This window comes from Bartonella sp. WD12.1 (assembly GCF_002022415.1).
Classification (GTDB): Bacteria; Pseudomonadota; Alphaproteobacteria; order Rhizobiales; family Rhizobiaceae; genus Bartonella.
Genome location: NZ_MUBG01000001.1, coordinates 697171 through 712789, shown reverse-complemented (window position 1 = coordinate 712789; position 15619 = coordinate 697171). Strand labels below are relative to the sequence as shown.

Annotated in this window: 14 protein-coding genes and 1 pseudogene; 9 read left to right on the top strand and 6 right to left on the bottom strand. The window is 36.2% G+C overall.

The window, feature by feature from the left end:
- The first annotated feature begins 1 nt into the window (after position 1).
- The 3 genes from BWD121_RS03060 to BWD121_RS03050 all read left to right on the top strand — a co-directional run bounded on the left by BWD121_RS03060 (position 2) and on the right by BWD121_RS03050 (position 2006).
- Positions 2 to 622, top strand: a complete 621-nt coding sequence (locus BWD121_RS03060) for a lambda exonuclease family protein (RefSeq protein WP_078663217.1) — start codon at positions 2 to 4, stop codon at positions 620 to 622.
- Between the two features lie 118 nt (positions 623 to 740).
- Positions 741 to 953 carry a hypothetical protein gene (locus BWD121_RS03055; RefSeq protein ID WP_078663216.1) on the top strand — a complete coding sequence of 71 codons (213 nt, stop codon included), beginning with the start codon at positions 741 to 743 and terminating at the stop codon, positions 951 to 953.
- 9 nt (positions 954 to 962) lie between these two features.
- Positions 963 to 2006 carry a tyrosine-type recombinase/integrase gene (locus BWD121_RS03050; protein ID WP_078663215.1) on the top strand — a complete coding sequence of 348 codons (1044 nt, stop codon included), beginning with the start codon at positions 963 to 965 and terminating at the stop codon, positions 2004 to 2006.
- Positions 2007 to 2326: 320 nt separating this feature from the next.
- Here BWD121_RS03050 and BWD121_RS03045 read toward each other — a convergent pair whose 3' ends face one another.
- The gene (locus BWD121_RS03045) at positions 2327 to 3562 is read right to left on the bottom strand and encodes an outer membrane protein (protein WP_078663341.1); all 1236 of its coding nucleotides are present in this window, start codon (positions 3560 to 3562) and stop codon (positions 2327 to 2329) included.
- 1113 nt (positions 3563 to 4675) lie between these two features.
- Between BWD121_RS03045 and BWD121_RS08665 the strand changes: the two genes are divergently transcribed.
- The 4 genes from BWD121_RS08665 (at position 4676) to parE (ending at position 8557) form a co-directional block, all read left to right on the top strand.
- Complete coding sequence (locus BWD121_RS08665; RefSeq protein WP_346418119.1) at positions 4676 to 5011, top strand: TPM domain-containing protein; 336 nt, start codon at positions 4676 to 4678, stop codon at positions 5009 to 5011.
- Between the two features lie 114 nt (positions 5012 to 5125).
- Positions 5126 to 5248: a hypothetical protein gene (locus BWD121_RS08660; RefSeq protein ID WP_346418118.1), complete on the top strand. Its 123-nt coding sequence runs from the start codon at positions 5126 to 5128 to the stop codon at positions 5246 to 5248.
- 398 nt (positions 5249 to 5646) lie between these two features.
- Positions 5647 to 6384 (top strand): lipoyl(octanoyl) transferase LipB, encoded by a 738-nt coding sequence (lipB, locus tag BWD121_RS03035; protein ID WP_078663340.1) that lies wholly within the window; start codon positions 5647 to 5649, stop codon positions 6382 to 6384.
- Positions 6385 to 6478: 94 nt separating this feature from the next.
- Complete coding sequence (gene parE, locus BWD121_RS03030; protein ID WP_078663339.1) at positions 6479 to 8557, top strand: DNA topoisomerase IV subunit B; 2079 nt, start codon at positions 6479 to 6481, stop codon at positions 8555 to 8557.
- A gap of 15 nt (positions 8558 to 8572) precedes the next feature.
- Here the strand turns inward: parE and recJ are convergent.
- Positions 8573 to 10355, bottom strand: a pseudogene (gene recJ / locus BWD121_RS03025) (single-stranded-DNA-specific exonuclease RecJ).
- Between the two features lie 297 nt (positions 10356 to 10652).
- On the opposite strand from recJ, the gene rplM reads away from it, so the two are divergent.
- The gene (rplM, locus tag BWD121_RS03020; RefSeq protein WP_010703755.1) at positions 10653 to 11117 is read left to right on the top strand and encodes a 50S ribosomal protein L13; all 465 of its coding nucleotides are present in this window, start codon (positions 10653 to 10655) and stop codon (positions 11115 to 11117) included.
- 3 nt (positions 11118 to 11120) lie between these two features.
- Entirely contained in the window at positions 11121 to 11618 is a 498-nt protein-coding gene (gene rpsI, locus BWD121_RS03015; protein ID WP_078663338.1) for a 30S ribosomal protein S9, read from the top strand.
- Between the two features lie 141 nt (positions 11619 to 11759).
- On the opposite strand, the gene BWD121_RS03010 is transcribed toward rpsI, so the two are convergent.
- The 4 genes from BWD121_RS03010 to metG form a co-directional block, all read right to left on the bottom strand.
- Positions 11760 to 12125: a response regulator gene (locus BWD121_RS03010; protein WP_078663337.1), complete on the bottom strand. Its 366-nt coding sequence runs from the start codon at positions 12123 to 12125 to the stop codon at positions 11760 to 11762.
- Between the two features lie 323 nt (positions 12126 to 12448).
- Positions 12449 to 13261: an MBL fold metallo-hydrolase gene (locus tag BWD121_RS03005; protein WP_078663336.1), complete on the bottom strand. Its 813-nt coding sequence runs from the start codon at positions 13259 to 13261 to the stop codon at positions 12449 to 12451.
- A 5-nt stretch (positions 13262 to 13266) separates the two neighbouring features.
- A complete protein-coding gene (locus BWD121_RS03000) occupies positions 13267 to 14040 on the bottom strand; it encodes a TatD family hydrolase (RefSeq protein ID WP_078664055.1) in 774 nt (257 codons plus the stop codon).
- On the bottom strand, positions 14030 to 15589 hold the full coding sequence (metG, locus tag BWD121_RS02995; protein ID WP_078663335.1) for a methionine--tRNA ligase: 1560 nt from the start codon (positions 15587 to 15589) through the stop codon (positions 14030 to 14032). The genes BWD121_RS03000 and metG overlap by 11 nt, the downstream gene beginning before the upstream one ends.
- Between the last annotated feature and the right edge of the window lie 30 nt (positions 15590 to 15619).

The following is a 15619-nucleotide window of genomic DNA, read 5'->3' as shown; positions in this document are numbered from 1 at the left end:
TATGGAACAAAGAACAGCAGAATGGTTTCAAGCGCGTTTAGGTAAAGTCACAGCTTCAAACATTAACAGCATCGTCGATAAAACAGCTAAAGGCTTACCCACAAGTAAATATGAAGAGTACAAAATCAAGCTCATTACAGAACGTTTAACTGGTAAAACAATATCATCTTATGAAACACCTGCCATGCGATGGGGCAATGAATATGAAGACAGTGCAATTGAAGAATATAGCTTTCTTTACGATACTCCTGTCACACGATGTGGGTTTATTCCCCATCCGACAATTGAAATGGCAGGCGCTAGTCCTGATGGTCTCATTGGAGATGGGGGCCTCATAGAAGTCAAATGCCCTCAAGAAACAACCCATGTCCGTTTTTTGCGAGACGGTAAAATCAAACCTGAATATATTTTACAAATGCAATTCCAAATGGCTTGCACAGAACGAAAATGGTGTGATTTTGTTAGCTATCATCCTTGGTTTATAGATAAATCACCTCATTTGTGTATCAAAACTTTACGCATCCCACGTGATGATGAACAGATTGAGCTCATCAATAAAGCTGTTGAAGCATTTTTAGCAGAAATAGAACAAGATATGCAATTCTTGACGCAAGCTGCTTAAACCCATAGGGGGCGCTGTTCTCCCTCCCCTAAGCGCCCCCACCCATTTTCAATCACTCTCTCACACATGCGCACTTTTCACCACAGGTGAAGTGCAATCAAAATTAAGGAAATTCAACATGGCTCGTCGCCACGCTGCCGTAACACAGTCCGCTATTGCAAGAGCTTTAAGAGAAGCTAAAAAGCAAGGTTGTGAGTTAATGGAAATCAAACCAACTGGTGAACTCTTAATTTATCTCAAAGCTGATATCGCCATACCAAATACTGCTACTCATCCAGACAGATTATTAGATCTCTCAAAGGGTGATTATGACTTTGATATTGGTATGTAAGGTCACGCTATGCCTAAACCACGGCCTCCCCACCTTGTCAAAGAAATTACGCGCTATGGTAAAATCGTATGGTACGTGCGTATTGGCCATGGTCAAAGGCGTAGAGTGCGTGGAACCTATGGTACACAAGAATTTGTTGACGACTATAAAGATGCTCTTTCTGAGTTACAAGGATACAAGCTTCCTAAATCTAAACCTGGTAAACTCGTTGAAGGTAGTTTTATATGGCTCCTGAAACAATATTTTGACAGCGTCACTTGGCATAACCTAGCTCATGCTACGAAAAGGCAAAAAGAACTTATTCTAATGAAAGTGTCAGATGCCATAGGAGATATTCCATACAAAGCAATTAAAAAGTCGCATATCATAGCCGGCGTTGAACGACGCAAAGAAACACCTGCAAATGCTCGGAATTTTCTCAAAGCAGTTAATGGCCTTTTTAAATGGGCAGTTGAACAAGGACTTTTAGAAAATAATCCTGCTTTAGGGGTTAAAACACCATTTCTCAAAAACAAGGATGGATTCCCTGCTTGGATAGAAGAGGACATCGACAAATATTATCAACAATGGCCTCTCGGAACGCATGAACGGGTATGGATTGATGTTCTTCTTTACACAGGCTTACGACGGGGAGATGTTGTACGCATCGGATGGAAGGATGTCACGGATAATGTCATTCATTTAAAGACAGAAAAAAGCAAATTTCAAACAGATGTGTTTCTTCCCATTCTACCCGAATTAGCAAAAACTCTTGAAATGGGTCCTATTGGTGATGAAACATTTATTTGTGGGAAAGGGGGGAAAAAACTAACCAAAGAAACCTTTGGGAACCTGTTTAGAGATGCTTGCAATGCAGCGGGAATAAAAAAATCAGCTCATGGTTTAAGAAAATTAGCTGCAACAAGAGCTGCCAATGCAGGTGCTACGGTCGCACAACTTAAAGCAATTTTTGGATGGACTGATGATCAAATGGCATCTCTCTACACAAAGACTGCTGATCGCAAAAGATTGGCTCTCGAATCAATCGAAAAGCTCCAAAAAAATAAGGGATAGAGCACAAAAAAACTCAATAAAATCAAGAGTCTTAGATTCCCTTATTTTTTACATAACATACTGATTTTATTGTATTATAAGGCGATCTCATTGCCCACCATATCTTTTACCTTCTTATGTTTCTTTTATTGTATTATTATTTTTATAAGTTTAGAAACGAGGTGATAAAGCCAGGATTCTAAAGTTTTCCAACTTTCTTTTCATATAGGTACGGCTATAATATACCCCTCTTCCCTGATTTAGAGAAACACAACAACGAATAAAAATAAAAGCTCTACCATAGGATAGAGCTTTTAAAGCGATTTGAGTCGTACAATAAATTAGAATTTATAAGCAACACCAACTCTAAAATCATTGGTTTGGTAATCAAGCTCTAATTTATCTTTAGCAAATTTCTGTTTGCCAAAATCTGAATAGCGATATTCTGCACGTAAAATAACATTATCAGCCATCGCAAAATCAACACCGCCACCCAGGGTGTAACCCACCATCATTTTTGTATCTGATAAGCTAGAAGAACTTACTTCTCGAGTCTCCACCTCAATTGATCGTAAAAAGGTATTTTGAATCTGCGCATAAGCAACACCACCAGCAATATAAGGCACAATACGATCAACTGCAAAACCTATACGTACCCGTGTAGCACCAGACCATTTTTGTTTTAAAGTATTACTATAAATCTTAGCAGTTTCCACTATTTCATCTACCTGCTCCATTTCCCTTATATGTGTGATTTCTGACTGTCGTGCTTGTTGAGGTTGAAGAGAAGGGTTAACTAGACGCGGTTCATACCTTGGACTACTACTATGTGCTGAAATTGAAACCCTTTGTTGAACAAGATCACGAAGAAGCTCAGTAGAATCTGACGTGGATGATGTATTTCTTCCTTGTCTACTACTGTCATCGCTGCCAGTACTCCTCCTCTGTCTTGATTGTGCACTATCGCTTAAACTACTTGCACTAGATGCTTGATGTTCTTGGCTACCTTGACTTTCAGCGCGCTGAGATTGTACAGATGCATGTCCATATAATTGGCGCTCTCTCCTTTCTGGCTGTACTACTTCCTCTACCTCCTCTACTTCTTCTAACTCTAGTTCTTCAAAATTTCTTTTTGCAACAACCTTTGTATCCTGTTTATTAGACCAAACGATATCCGTATCAACACCTAGAATAAGACTGTTTCCTAAATCAACATTGGCTCCTGCATAAAGACCTCCCATAAAACCGGAAAGTTGAGGCAATGTGTCTTTTTCAACTGGTGTCCATTCTCTCGTACCAGAGCCTTTTTTGGCGTATAAACTAATACCCGTTTTACCTGAAAAGCCACCAATCTGCCCTCCAAGATAGAAACCATTCCAAGAAAAAGTAGGTGCAGAAATAACTGGTGGAACATCAGAATTAGGACTCATTTCAACAGGTGGTGAAACTTGCTTTGACATTTGAGTGGATGAAACAACGGGCCTCGACTCTCGAGGTACCATAATATCTGCTGCATGTGCTATAGAAGCTGTAAATAGAGTGATAATAGATGTGCTAATTAAACATTTCGTGCTCATGAATTACTCCGAAGATAATGTTGAGAACCACATAATGATACATTATCCCCATTACATAATCTTTTCAAAAAGAGCTATAATAAAAATGACACAATCATAAAAAATAAGTTCTACAGAATGTTAAATAATGATTTTTTATTATAATTCAATGATTTGTAAGTAAAAAAATTATCATGATTACCAAAAATATTAAACAACAAAACAATATTATACCGAAAACTAAATCATAATTGTTTACTATAAGCCATTGAATTGAATCATTACCCGCTAATAACCTCCCAGATCCAAGAAAAAACCTATATAATCAACGCTAGATTCTCTATTTGTAAAGCAACTCCTAAAGTTAACATTACGAATACGGCTTTTTCCATTAGAGGAAGTACCAATAGGATTTCTCGATTAAAAATTATGCAATCTATATCACTGTAGTATTTCTACTTTTATTCTACTTTTTCAATATCTTAGAAAGCATAAAGTGATAATTAGCAAATTATGAAAACACCCCTCCTTTTACCTCTCCTTCGATGTTAAAACTTAATCAATTGCAAACGTTTAACCTTAATATGCTAGAGAAAAGATTTTTTATAGATCTCATACAAAAATGTTTATTTAATTTGTAATAATTCCCTCTTTCCAAATCTTTTTATACATCAATAAATTTCAAATATAATAGTAAATTTCTAAGCTCTTCAACCAATGGGTAAGTAAATTGAAAATTGTTTTATTTTTTTCGTAGACCATAGACGAAATAAATTAGAAATTAAAAAGCGTATTATAATCGAAAGTTAATTTCAATTAATGGTATCATTTCAATATCCTATTTAACTCATTTAACGTAATGCTTCTTTACCTTCATGGTCCTTCATAAGTTCTTTATTTTTGGCTGTTACATTGAATAATATTGTGTATTCGCAAATCTAATTTTCCCTCTTAACAAGCCATATTAATGATATAGTTCATTTGCTTGATATTACGACGATAAAAAGTCTGATAGAAAAACTGTCTACATATTAGAAAACAAAACAGGTAACAAAATTGTCATTATAACCTGTACCTACCCTTTCGGGAATCGATATAAAAACTTACAGCAATTCTCTGTTTCGCACATAGAGCTTGGCAAAAAAGATCAATAACAGTGTATTACTTGTCGTTGCATCAAACGAGTGCAAAGTATGTATTGAAGTCGGCTATAGTTTGGAAAAAGAGCTAACAGATGCGATTTCTGCAGTCATTATTAACAATTTTATTCTGTCTAATTTTCGTGAAGAAAATCATCAAAAAAGAATCATTAAAGCAGTTAACGCAATTACTAAAGTTATTACAGGAAGTGATTCCGATGTTATGTCTAGAATCAAAGCAAAGGCTAAAATTGTTGAAATGGAAAGTAAACAAACTGAAAAAAATGATAGCGAATACTATTTTCTTTTTAATCTTTTTTCTAGTGATTAGTTTGCCGATTCTTGCAATAATTTTTAATAAAAAGTAAGTCTATGAAAATATCACGGGATGGGTATAGTTTTTACGCTTTGGTTTACTAATATAAATACTAGAAAAAACATTCTGATGGAAGATTGGAAAGATATTCAACTGGTAGTAGGTTTAAAGGTAGAGGAGATTCATCAGGAAATGGTAGAGCATCAAGAAAATGGTAAAATGCTCATTGGTATTTGTCACAAAACACCTTAATTTCTAACTTATTTCTGAGCTGCTCAGATGGAGTAAAGTATTTTTTTTATGCTTCAATGTTACGTTTAAAACGATATCCTAATACTTATTTCATCTTTTAAGCATAACGACAATTAATGATATAAATTTTGGGTCAGTTACTGCAATGCAGTGACATCATATATTTATAGTTTAATTAGCTAGTTTCATATCAAATTCTGACTTATTTGTTTATATTTTAATTAACAGCTTTCTACTCAACTAAAATGGTAGAAATAATTAAATGCTTTCACTAATATATAAAAATATTGATATCACTCTTTTTCTATTTTGATTTTAATCCATAACCCCATATCTTGTTACACAATGTTGCTAATGGCAAAAATACAATATAACCTTTATTAATATAAATATTTCCGATGACATCTAAATTGAAACGCACTAATCGTGATCATTTATCGTATGATTTTAAAACAGCTTCTTCCACCTCACCAATTGAATGGAAAATAAGCGATGGTTTAGTCGAATATCCGGAAGCACTCCGTTATATGCAAGAACGCGTAGAAAATATTTTTGCAAAAACCGCACATGAACAAGTTTGGCTTCTTGAACACCCTCCCCTTTATACAGCTGGTACAAGTGCCAACAAAAAGGATCTTCTAACACCTAATTTATTTCCTGTTTATGAAGCTGGCCGTGGTGGTGAATTTACATATCATGGCCCAGGACAGCGTATTGCTTATATTATGCTTGATCTGAAACACAGAAAACAAGACATACGCGCTTTTATTAGTGCATTAGAACAGTGGATTATCCAAACACTTGTACAATTTAATATTAAAGGTGAACGCCGTGAAGATAGGATTGGTGTTTGGGTTACACGGCCAGATCGTCCACAAACAATAAAAGGCACTTCTTGTGAAGATAAAATTGCTGCTATTGGTATCCGTGTACGTAAGTGGGTAAGTTTTCATGGAATTGCTATCAACGTTGATCCTAACTTAGATCACTACTCAGGAATTGTTCCGTGCGGAATTGCAGATTATGGTGTAACCAGCTTAATTGATCTGGGTTTACCTGTAACGATACATGATGTTGATATTGCTTTAAAACACGCATTTGAACAAATTTTTGGCCCAACAATTGATGTTTCTTAAGTACGTTGATTTTTAAACGAAAAGCAGGCATAAAACTTATTTAGATTAAACGTTTATTTTAAATAACTTAAATTTAGATAGATAATTGAATGCTATGAGCGATAATAATAAAGATCTTTTTAGTATTTTAAATAAAGCTCAGCTTCGTATGGAAACGAAAGCGAACAGTCAGAAAACTCCTGTAAATTCAAAAGCAATACCTTCAAAAGTGTCTGTATCGACCTCTAAAGATAATACAGAAACAAATGACTACAATGCGTCATCTATACGAGTACTTGAAGGTTTGGAGCCTGTGCGTTTGCGACCTGGAATGTATATCGGTGGAACAGATAGCAAAGCACTTCATCATTTATTTTCCGAAATCATTGATAATGCAATGGATGAAGCTGTTGCTGGTTACGCTGATTTAATTGATGTATCACTGGATAAAGATGGTTATTTAACAGTTACAGATAATGGACGTGGAATTCCCATTGAAAACCATCCTCAAATGCCAGATAAATCTACTCTTGAAGTCATTATGACACAACTTCACTCAGGGGGGAAATTCGATGGGAAAGCTTATCAAACCTCTGGTGGTTTACATGGAGTTGGTATTTCCGTTGTCAACGCTCTTTCTGACGATATAGAAGTCGAAGTAGCACGAGAACGAAAACTTTACCGTCAGCGTTTTTCACGCGGTATTCCTCAATCTGAATTAGAAGACTTAGGTGATGTCTACAATCGTCGCGGTACACGAGTTCGTTTTCATCCTGATAGTAAAATTTTTGGAGAAAAAATAGCTTTTGAACCAGAAAAAATTTATAAAATGGCACGTTCTAAAGCCTATCTTTTTAGTGGAGTTAAAATTCGCTGGAGTTGTGATCCGGTAGTACTTGAAGGTATTAATAACATTCCTGAAAAAGCTACTTTTCATTTTCCAGATGGGCTTAAAGACTATTTATCATCATCATTGAATAATAAATATTGTATAACAACTGAAATCTTTTCTGGTAAAACGAAACAACGTGCCAATCATGGCTCAGTTGAGTGGGCAGTAGCTTGGCATAGTGGTGATGCTGGTGTACAATCCTACTGTAACACCATTCCTACGCGGGAAGGTGGAAGCCATGAAATAGGGTTACGACAAGCTCTTTTACGTGGACTGAAAGCATACGCTGAATTAATAGGAAACAAGCGCGCCGCTATTATTACTTCCGATGATGTTATGGCATCAGCCGTCGCGGTGCTTTCAGTCTTTATTAGAGAGCCTGAATTTGTTGGGCAAACTAAAGATCGATTGGCTACAATTGAAGCACAACGTATCGTTGAAAATGCAATACGTGATCCTTTTGACCATTGGCTTGCTAATTCTCCACAAGAAGCAACAAAGCTTCTTGAGTGGGTTATTGAACGAGCAGAAGAACGTGTAAAACGACGTCAAGATAGAGAAATAAATCGAAAAACGGCTGTACGTAAATTACGTCTGCCCGGTAAATTAGCAGATTGCAGCCAAAATTCTGCAGCTGGTGCTGAATTATTCATTGTTGAAGGAGATTCCGCTGGTGGCTCTGCCAAACAAGCACGCAATAGAGCAAACCAAGCAATTTTACCTCTTCGGGGAAAAATTTTAAACGTAGCCAGTGCTGCACGCGAGAAGATGATTACAAGCCAAACAATTAGTGATCTTATCCTCGTGCTTGGATGTGGAACACGTTCTAAATATCGTGAAGATGATCTTAGATATGAACGTATTATTATTATGACTGACGCTGATGTTGATGGTGCACACATTGCTTCACTCTTAATAACCTTTTTCTTTCAAGAAATGCCTGATCTCATCCATGGAGGGCATTTGTATCTTGCTGTACCTCCTCTCTACAGAATATCACAAGGGGGGAAAATTGCCTACGCGCGTGATGACGCCCATAAGGATGAGTTGCTAAAAACTGAATTTACTGGAAAAGCTAAAATCGAAATTGGACGTTTTAAGGGTCTTGGAGAAATGCGTGCTGAACAGCTTAAAGAAACAACTATGCATCCCCAAAAACGCATACTTTTGCGCATTTCTATCAACGCGGTTGAAATGCAAAAAACTAAAGATACAGTAGAAAGCTTAATGGGGTCAAAACCAGAAGCACGGTTTCGATTCATACAAGAAAATTCAACTTTCGCCCATAATCTTGATATCTGATCGAAAAAATATTTATCAAACCACTGCCGCCGCATCAATAACACGCAATTGTGGTGTGACCGTTCCATTCCAGTAATTTAAACTAAGATTACCCGCTATATGAATAGTTTCACCAACATTTTCAAAAAGAAAATTACCAAGGGATGTTCCTATTGAACGAAAAGCTATTCCTTGGAGCTTTTTACCTTCAAGATCAGAAACAAATAGGCGTAAATGCCCCTTCCCAACCTCACATACACTAACCAACCGATGAGAAGGAAGAACAAAAACAGGTGTAGCATTTTCTGAACCAAAAGGACCTGCTTTTTCAATCATATCAAAAAGATCTTTATTAGCACCAGAAGCAGAAAGAAAGCCATCTATACTGAGAGACTTTTTAGCACGTAATTGCGAAACTATCACAGAAACTTTTTCTTCTAACCATTCTTGAAAAGCTTTAACTTTCGTAGATTGAATCGTAATCCCAGCCGCCATACTATGTCCCCCCCTTTTTCTAATAAGTTTAATGCGACAGCTTCATGAACAAGTGCTCCCAAATCTACACCACTAATTGAACGCCCTGATCCTGTACCGCTACCATCTTCTTTCAAAGCAATTACAAAAACAGGACAAAAAAAACGTTCTTTTAAACGGGATGCAAGAATACCAACAATTCCTGGATGCCATTCTTGGCAAGCAACTACAAGTGATGACGACATTTCTTTATCGTGATGAACAGAATCAATATAAGCCTCTGCTTGAGCTAATTGAATAGCTTCCATTTCTTGACGTTCCTGATTAAGCTGACTTAATTGTTCTGCCACTTTATCAGCTTCATCTCTATTATCACAACTAAGCAAGCGCGCTCCCAAAGCTTGGTCCCCAATGCGCCCTCCTGCATTAATTCTAGGCCCTAATAAAAAACCTAAATGAAAACTATTAATTGGCTCACCTATACGTGCAGCCTTTGCTAAAGCAGCTATCCCAGCATTGTGCATAGAACGCGCTACTTGAAGCCCTTTAACCACAAAAGCGCGATTAACACCTCGCAATGGAACCACATCGCATACAGTGGCTAATGCAACAAGATCAAGCATACTTAAAAGGTCAGGAACAGTCTCTACCCATTTTTGCTTTCGCAATAAATGATTTACCCATACTAATGTAACAAATACGATGCCAGCAGCACATAAATGCCCTTGTTCAGAAAATCATCAGGACGATTAGGATTAACAAGAGCAACAGCCTCTTGATGAACATCTGACATTTGATGATGATCTAAAACCACAACATCAGCACCTGCAAGCCTAGCTGCCTTTATTGCATCTGGACTGTTTGCACCACAATCAACGGTAATAATTAAACTCGCCCCTTCTTGTGCCAACATCTTCATTGCTTGTTCATTTGGGCCATAGCCCTCAACGATACGATCAGGAATATAGATTTTAACTGTCATACCAAAATAACGTAAAAAACGCGCCAAAAGCGCTGATGAACAAGCTCCATCAACATCATAATCACCAAAAACAGCTATTTTCTCTCGGTTCATAATAGCTTTAACCAAGCGCTCTGCTGCGCATTGCATATCCGTAAAACTTTCTGGATTAGGTAATAGATTGCGTAGCGTGGGATTAATAAAAGAAACAGCTTCAGATTCATCAACGTTTCTTGCTGCAAGAACCCGAGCTAATTGATCTGGAAAACCAAATTTTTGAGAAATAGCACGAGCATTATTGATCCCTTGAATATCAAGAGGATCTACCCAAGCTTGATCACAAGCAGAAGATTTAACATTGAGACAATAATAGGGTAACTGCATTACCTTTTATGTACAACGAAAGTAGCTAAAATACAATTACCACTTAAAAGATGAAACATTTTATATAGCATCATATTTTGTCTCATGATATGAATAGACTGTTACACTTAAGAGCATTATAATGCTCTTATTTGTAATTGCGTTATTTTTTAGCTTTTATTTTTCTTGACGCAAATCATAAGACATTATATCAGACAGATAATATATACTGAGATGTATTTTGTTGTGGCAATCATTCACAACATAAAATAATAAAAGATGTTTTCATATTAAAGGGCTTTAATAAAGGATACTTCTATGGCAACTTTTTCACAAAAGCCAACTGAAGTGGTAAAGAAATGGGTTATTATTAACGCAGAAAACCTTGTTTTAGGTCGTCTTGCCACGCTCGTTGCCAATCGCTTACGTGGCAAACATAAAACTACTTTTACCCCCCATGTTGATGATGGTGATAATGTTATTGTTATCAATGCAGAGAAAGTGGCTCTTACTGGCAAAAAATATACTGATAAAAAATATTATTGGCATACTGGCTATATCGGTGGCATTAAAGAGCGTACAGCTCGTCAAATTCTTGAAGGTCGTTTTCCTGAGCGAATTGTTGAAAAAGCAGTAGAGCGCATGATTCCCCGTGGTCCACTCGGTCGCCGTCAAATGAAAAATTTACGTGTTTATGCCGGTAGTCAACATCCGCATGCAGCGCAACAGCCCGAAGCTCTTGATGTCGGTGCTCTAAACCGCAAAAATAAAAGGATTGCTTAAATTATGGCTGAAATTAATTCTCTTTCTGAACTTGGTGCAACAATATCAACTGTAGAAGTTAATAATAAAAATGAACGTGTTGCTGCTCCTATTCACGTGCAAAAACTTGATTCACAAAAGCGTGCTTATGCAACAGGAAAACGTAAAGATGCTGTTGCTCGTGTATGGGTCAAGCCAGGCTCTGGAAAAATTACTATTAATAATAAAGAGTTTGATAAATATTTTGCCCGTCCTGTTCTTAGAATGATTCTTCGTCAGCCGATTGTTATAACCAATAGAGATACCCAATTTGACATTGTTGCAACTGTTGCTGGTGGTGGTCTTTCTGGCCAAGCAGGTGCAGTACGTCATGGAATTTCTAAAGCTTTAACTTACTATGAACCAGAACTTCGTCCTATCTTAAAAAAAGGTGGTTTTCTTACACGAGATAGTCGTGTTGTTGAACGTAAAAAATACGGTAAAGCGAAAGCGCGCCGCTCTTTCCAATTCTCAAAACGTTAATTTTCAATTCTTGTATGATACGTAAAACCCCACTTTTTAGTGGGGTTTTTATTTTAACTGTATATTTAAAAATTATTTTTGGAAATTGTACTCTCAGTTTATCTTCCTATTACCATTAAAAAAGAAAACTGAATAACAACTTTAGTCTAAAAAAGACTTCAGCATTGTAATAAAATGCGGAACAGAAATAGGTTTTGACATATATTCCTCACACCCACTTGCACGAATACGCTCTTCATCTCCCTTCATAGCGAAAGCTGTTACAGCGACAATAGGAATAGATTTAAGTTCTTCATCCTCTTTTAGTTGTTTAATAACATCAATCCCTGAAACTTCAGGTAACTGAATATCCATAATAATAAGAGAGGGCATTGTTGAGCGCGCTAAATCTAATGCAATAAGACCATTACGTGTTTCAACGGTTTCATAGCCACTCACCTCTACAAGATCACGGAACAACTTCATATTCAGTTCGTTATCTTCTACGATCATGACTTTCTTTAACATTAATAAAATTTACCCTTCTATAAAAATAGAAAATATAAACTAAAATGCATATTTTCTTTTTTTAATTTTTCTACACAAACCTTTTTTGTAACACTATAGTACCTAGAAAATTGTATTGGATCCACTTCTCAAAGGAAATATATTGACACTTAATTTTGCAAAAAAGGGAGAATAATTATGTAAAGAATATGTAATATACACTACGATTGTTAGATAAAGCCATATACTCTGTTTAATTTAGTTTGCTTTCAATTGACATTAAAATTCGAATTATTCTCTATTTTATGACTTTATTGTACGCAAATTTAATAATTTTATATATTCTAAAGTACATTTGTTTCAAAAGTAAGACCTTGATAAGCAGGCTCAACATTTGGTGGGATGTGATTTAAAACATCATTATAATCAAGAGAATTATCCATATGAGTCAATATAGCCCGCTTAGGCTTTAAATATTTTATCCAGTGCAATGCTTGATCAACCGAAAAATGACTTGGATGAGGTTTAAACTGAAGAGAGTCAATAATTAAAACATCTAAATCTATAAGATTTTGCAATGATTCTACAGGAAATTGATTTACATCTGTACAGTAAGCAACATTGCCAATACGAAAACCCAAAGAGTTAATGGCACCATGAAATTGTAAATGTGTGTTAAAAGTAATTGCTCCGCCCTGCCCTTGAATTATAAATTCACTGTTTTCATTTATAAGATGTGCCTTTAAAATAGGGGAATAATTGGAACCCTTTGGTGTTTGAAAACAATAGCCAAAAGACTCGTTAAGATACTTTAACGTAAATGCATTTGCATAAATATCTATTAAACATTTTTGTGCAAGCGCATAACTACGTAAATCATCAATACCATGGACATGATCTGCATGAGGATGTGTATAGACAGCAGCATCAAGATGGTTAACATGCGATTTTATCATTTGTGATCGAAAATCTGGACCTGTATCAATAACAACTGTTGTTTTCTTTCCAGATTTATCAATTCGTTCAACTAAAAGAGAAGTTCTATAGCGTTTATTTTTCGGATTATTCGGATCACAGGCTCCCCAATAACCATTGGGACGCGGTACTCCTGGAGACGAACCACAACCCAATATCGTAAATCGGTAACAATCAAACATTCTTTTTATTTCATTTTGCTAAATAAACGAAAAGCATTTTGTGTTGTTATCTGAGCGATTTCTTCAATACTTAAGCCGATAGTTTCAGCCAAAATAACCGCTGTATGACGCACAAAAGACGGCTCATTTGTTTGTCCACGGTAAGGAACAGGTGCTAAAAATGGTGAATCTGTTTCAATTAACAAACGTTCATGAGGCACAATTTTTGCTATTTCACGAATTTCGAGTGCATTTTTAAAAGTGAGAATACCTGAAAAAGATATATAGCCACCAAGCTCAATGCCAGCACGAGCAAGCTGCATGCCAGACGAATAACAATGAAAAATAAATGGAAATTCTCCTTCCTTCATTTGTTCACGTAATATCTGTTCCATATCAGCATCCGCATTACGTGAATGAATTACAAGAGGTAACTGTGTTTCCCGAGAAGCAATGATATGTTCCTGAAAACTCTTCTTTTGTTCTTCTGATGAAGTATAATTATAATGATAATCAAGCCCAGACTCACCAAATGCGATAATTTTGGGATGTTTTGATAAACAAATAAGATTTTCAGCTTTAATATTTTGCTCTTCACACACATGATTGGGGTGAGTACCAACAGAACAAAAAACCTGTTCATAAGCTTTTGCGATTGCTAAAAGTTTATCCAACTTATGAACATGTGTCGAAATTGTTATCATACGTCCAACATCAACAGCTAAAGCCCGTTGAATAACACCATCCAAATCCCGAGAAAAATCTTCAAAATCAAGATGACAATGCGTATCAATCAACATCATTCACATCAGCTTTCTTAAAGACATAACGGGGAAAAATCGGTACCGGCAATGGAAGATTTTCACCTTCTTTAATTTTTGAATCGCCTATATGATGTAATAAGCGATCTTCTTTAGCAATTGCAAGACTATCAAGAAGTTTAGCAGCTGATTGAGGAATAAAAGGCAAAAGCATAATACCTATCCGTCGCAAAACTTCCAAAGTTACATAAAGAACTGTAAAAAATCTTTCTGGATTACTTTTACATAAACTCCAAGGCTCTTCACTGGCAAAATATCGGTTAGCATCTGCCACAACTGAAAAAATGGCTGAGAGCGCTAAATGGGGTGCCTGGCGTAACATAGCTTGGCGTGCAACCTCAACTATCTGAAGAGATTGTTCTAAAAGTTGTTCATCTTGAGCTAAAAATTCAGTTGGCACAGGAATTTTTGCATCACAATTTTTTTGTATCATAGACAAAGAGCGCTGCGCTAAATTGCCAAGATCATTAACAAGATCTGCATTGATACGATTTACAAAACTTTCGTGATTATAACTACCGTCTTGCCCGAATGGTACTTCACGAAGAAAAAAATAACGGACTTGATCAAGACCATAACGGTCGATTATTTCAAAAGGATCAACTACATTTCCAACAGATTTTGACATTTTTGCACCGCGATTTAACAAAAAACCATGTGCAAAAATACGTTTAGGTAGTTCAATCCCAGCTGACATCAAAAACGCCGGCCAATAGATTGCGTGGAAACGAATAATATCTTTGCCAATAATATGAGTACTTGCAGACCAAAAATGACGTTTTTTTGATGTTTCATTGAAAAAATCAATTGCTGTAAGATAATTTGTAAGTGCATCAACCCAAACGTACATTACATGCTTTGAGTTATTTGGGACACCAACCCCCCAATTAAAATTTGTCCGTGAAATAGAAATATCTTTCAAACCTGATTTGATAAAACTTATAATCTCATTACGCCGTTTATTGGGAGCAATGAAATCAGGATATTTTTCATAATGCTCAAGAAGAGCTTTTTCATAACGGGAAAGCTTAAAAAAATAACTTTCTTCTTCATTCCACTCAACTGGAGATCCTAGCTCTTTTTCACGACGGATTCCATCTTCCCCAATTTGGGTATCCTTTTCTTCATAATAAGATTCTTGACGGACCGAATACCAACCAGCATAACGATCAAGATAAATATCTCCATTAGCTTCCATTTTTTTCCAAATCACTTGACAGGTTTGGTAATGTCTTTCTTCTGTCGTGCGAATGAAATCATCATTAGAGCAATTTAATTTTGTAAGCATTTTTTGAAAGATAGCGCTGTTACGATCTGCAAGTTGCTGAGGTGTTATGTTCAACGCTTCTGCTGTCTGTTGCATTTTGAGACCATGCTCATCCGTGCCAGATAGAAAAAATACGTCTTTACCGTCTAATCGTTGAAAACGGGCTAAACAATCACTCGCAATTGCATTATAAGCATGCCCAATATGCGGAGCACCATTAGGATAAAAAATTGGAGTCGTTATATAATATGTGTCACGCATGTTATACCCAGTTGAAATATAAAAAAGGAT

Excerpts from the sequence above, each read along its gene's own strand:
- BWD121_RS03060 (WP_078663217.1), top strand. The coding sequence starts at position 2 with ATGGAACAAAGAACAGCAGAATGGTTTCAAGCGCGTTTAGGTAAAGTC.
- BWD121_RS03055 (WP_078663216.1), top strand. The coding sequence starts at position 741 with ATGGCTCGTCGCCACGCTGCCGTAACACAGTCCGCTATTGCAAGAGCT.
- BWD121_RS03050 (WP_078663215.1), top strand. The coding sequence starts at position 963 with ATGCCTAAACCACGGCCTCCCCACCTTGTCAAAGAAATTACGCGCTAT.
- BWD121_RS03045 (WP_078663341.1), bottom strand. The coding sequence starts at position 3,562 with ATGAGCACGAAATGTTTAATTAGCACATCTATTATCACTCTATTTACA.
- BWD121_RS08660 (WP_346418118.1), top strand. The coding sequence starts at position 5,126 with ATGGAAGATTGGAAAGATATTCAACTGGTAGTAGGTTTAAAGGTAGAG.
- lipB (WP_078663340.1), top strand. The coding sequence starts at position 5,647 with ATGACATCTAAATTGAAACGCACTAATCGTGATCATTTATCGTATGAT.
- parE (WP_078663339.1), top strand. The coding sequence starts at position 6,479 with ATGAGCGATAATAATAAAGATCTTTTTAGTATTTTAAATAAAGCTCAG.
- rplM (WP_010703755.1), top strand. The coding sequence starts at position 10,653 with ATGGCAACTTTTTCACAAAAGCCAACTGAAGTGGTAAAGAAATGGGTT.
- rpsI (WP_078663338.1), top strand. The coding sequence starts at position 11,121 with ATGGCTGAAATTAATTCTCTTTCTGAACTTGGTGCAACAATATCAACT.
- BWD121_RS03010 (WP_078663337.1), bottom strand. The coding sequence starts at position 12,125 with ATGTTAAAGAAAGTCATGATCGTAGAAGATAACGAACTGAATATGAAG.
- BWD121_RS03005 (WP_078663336.1), bottom strand. The coding sequence starts at position 13,261 with ATGTTTGATTGTTACCGATTTACGATATTGGGTTGTGGTTCGTCTCCA.
- BWD121_RS03000 (WP_078664055.1), bottom strand. The coding sequence starts at position 14,040 with ATGTTGATTGATACGCATTGTCATCTTGATTTTGAAGATTTTTCTCGG.
- metG (WP_078663335.1), bottom strand. The coding sequence starts at position 15,589 with ATGCGTGACACATATTATATAACGACTCCAATTTTTTATCCTAATGGT.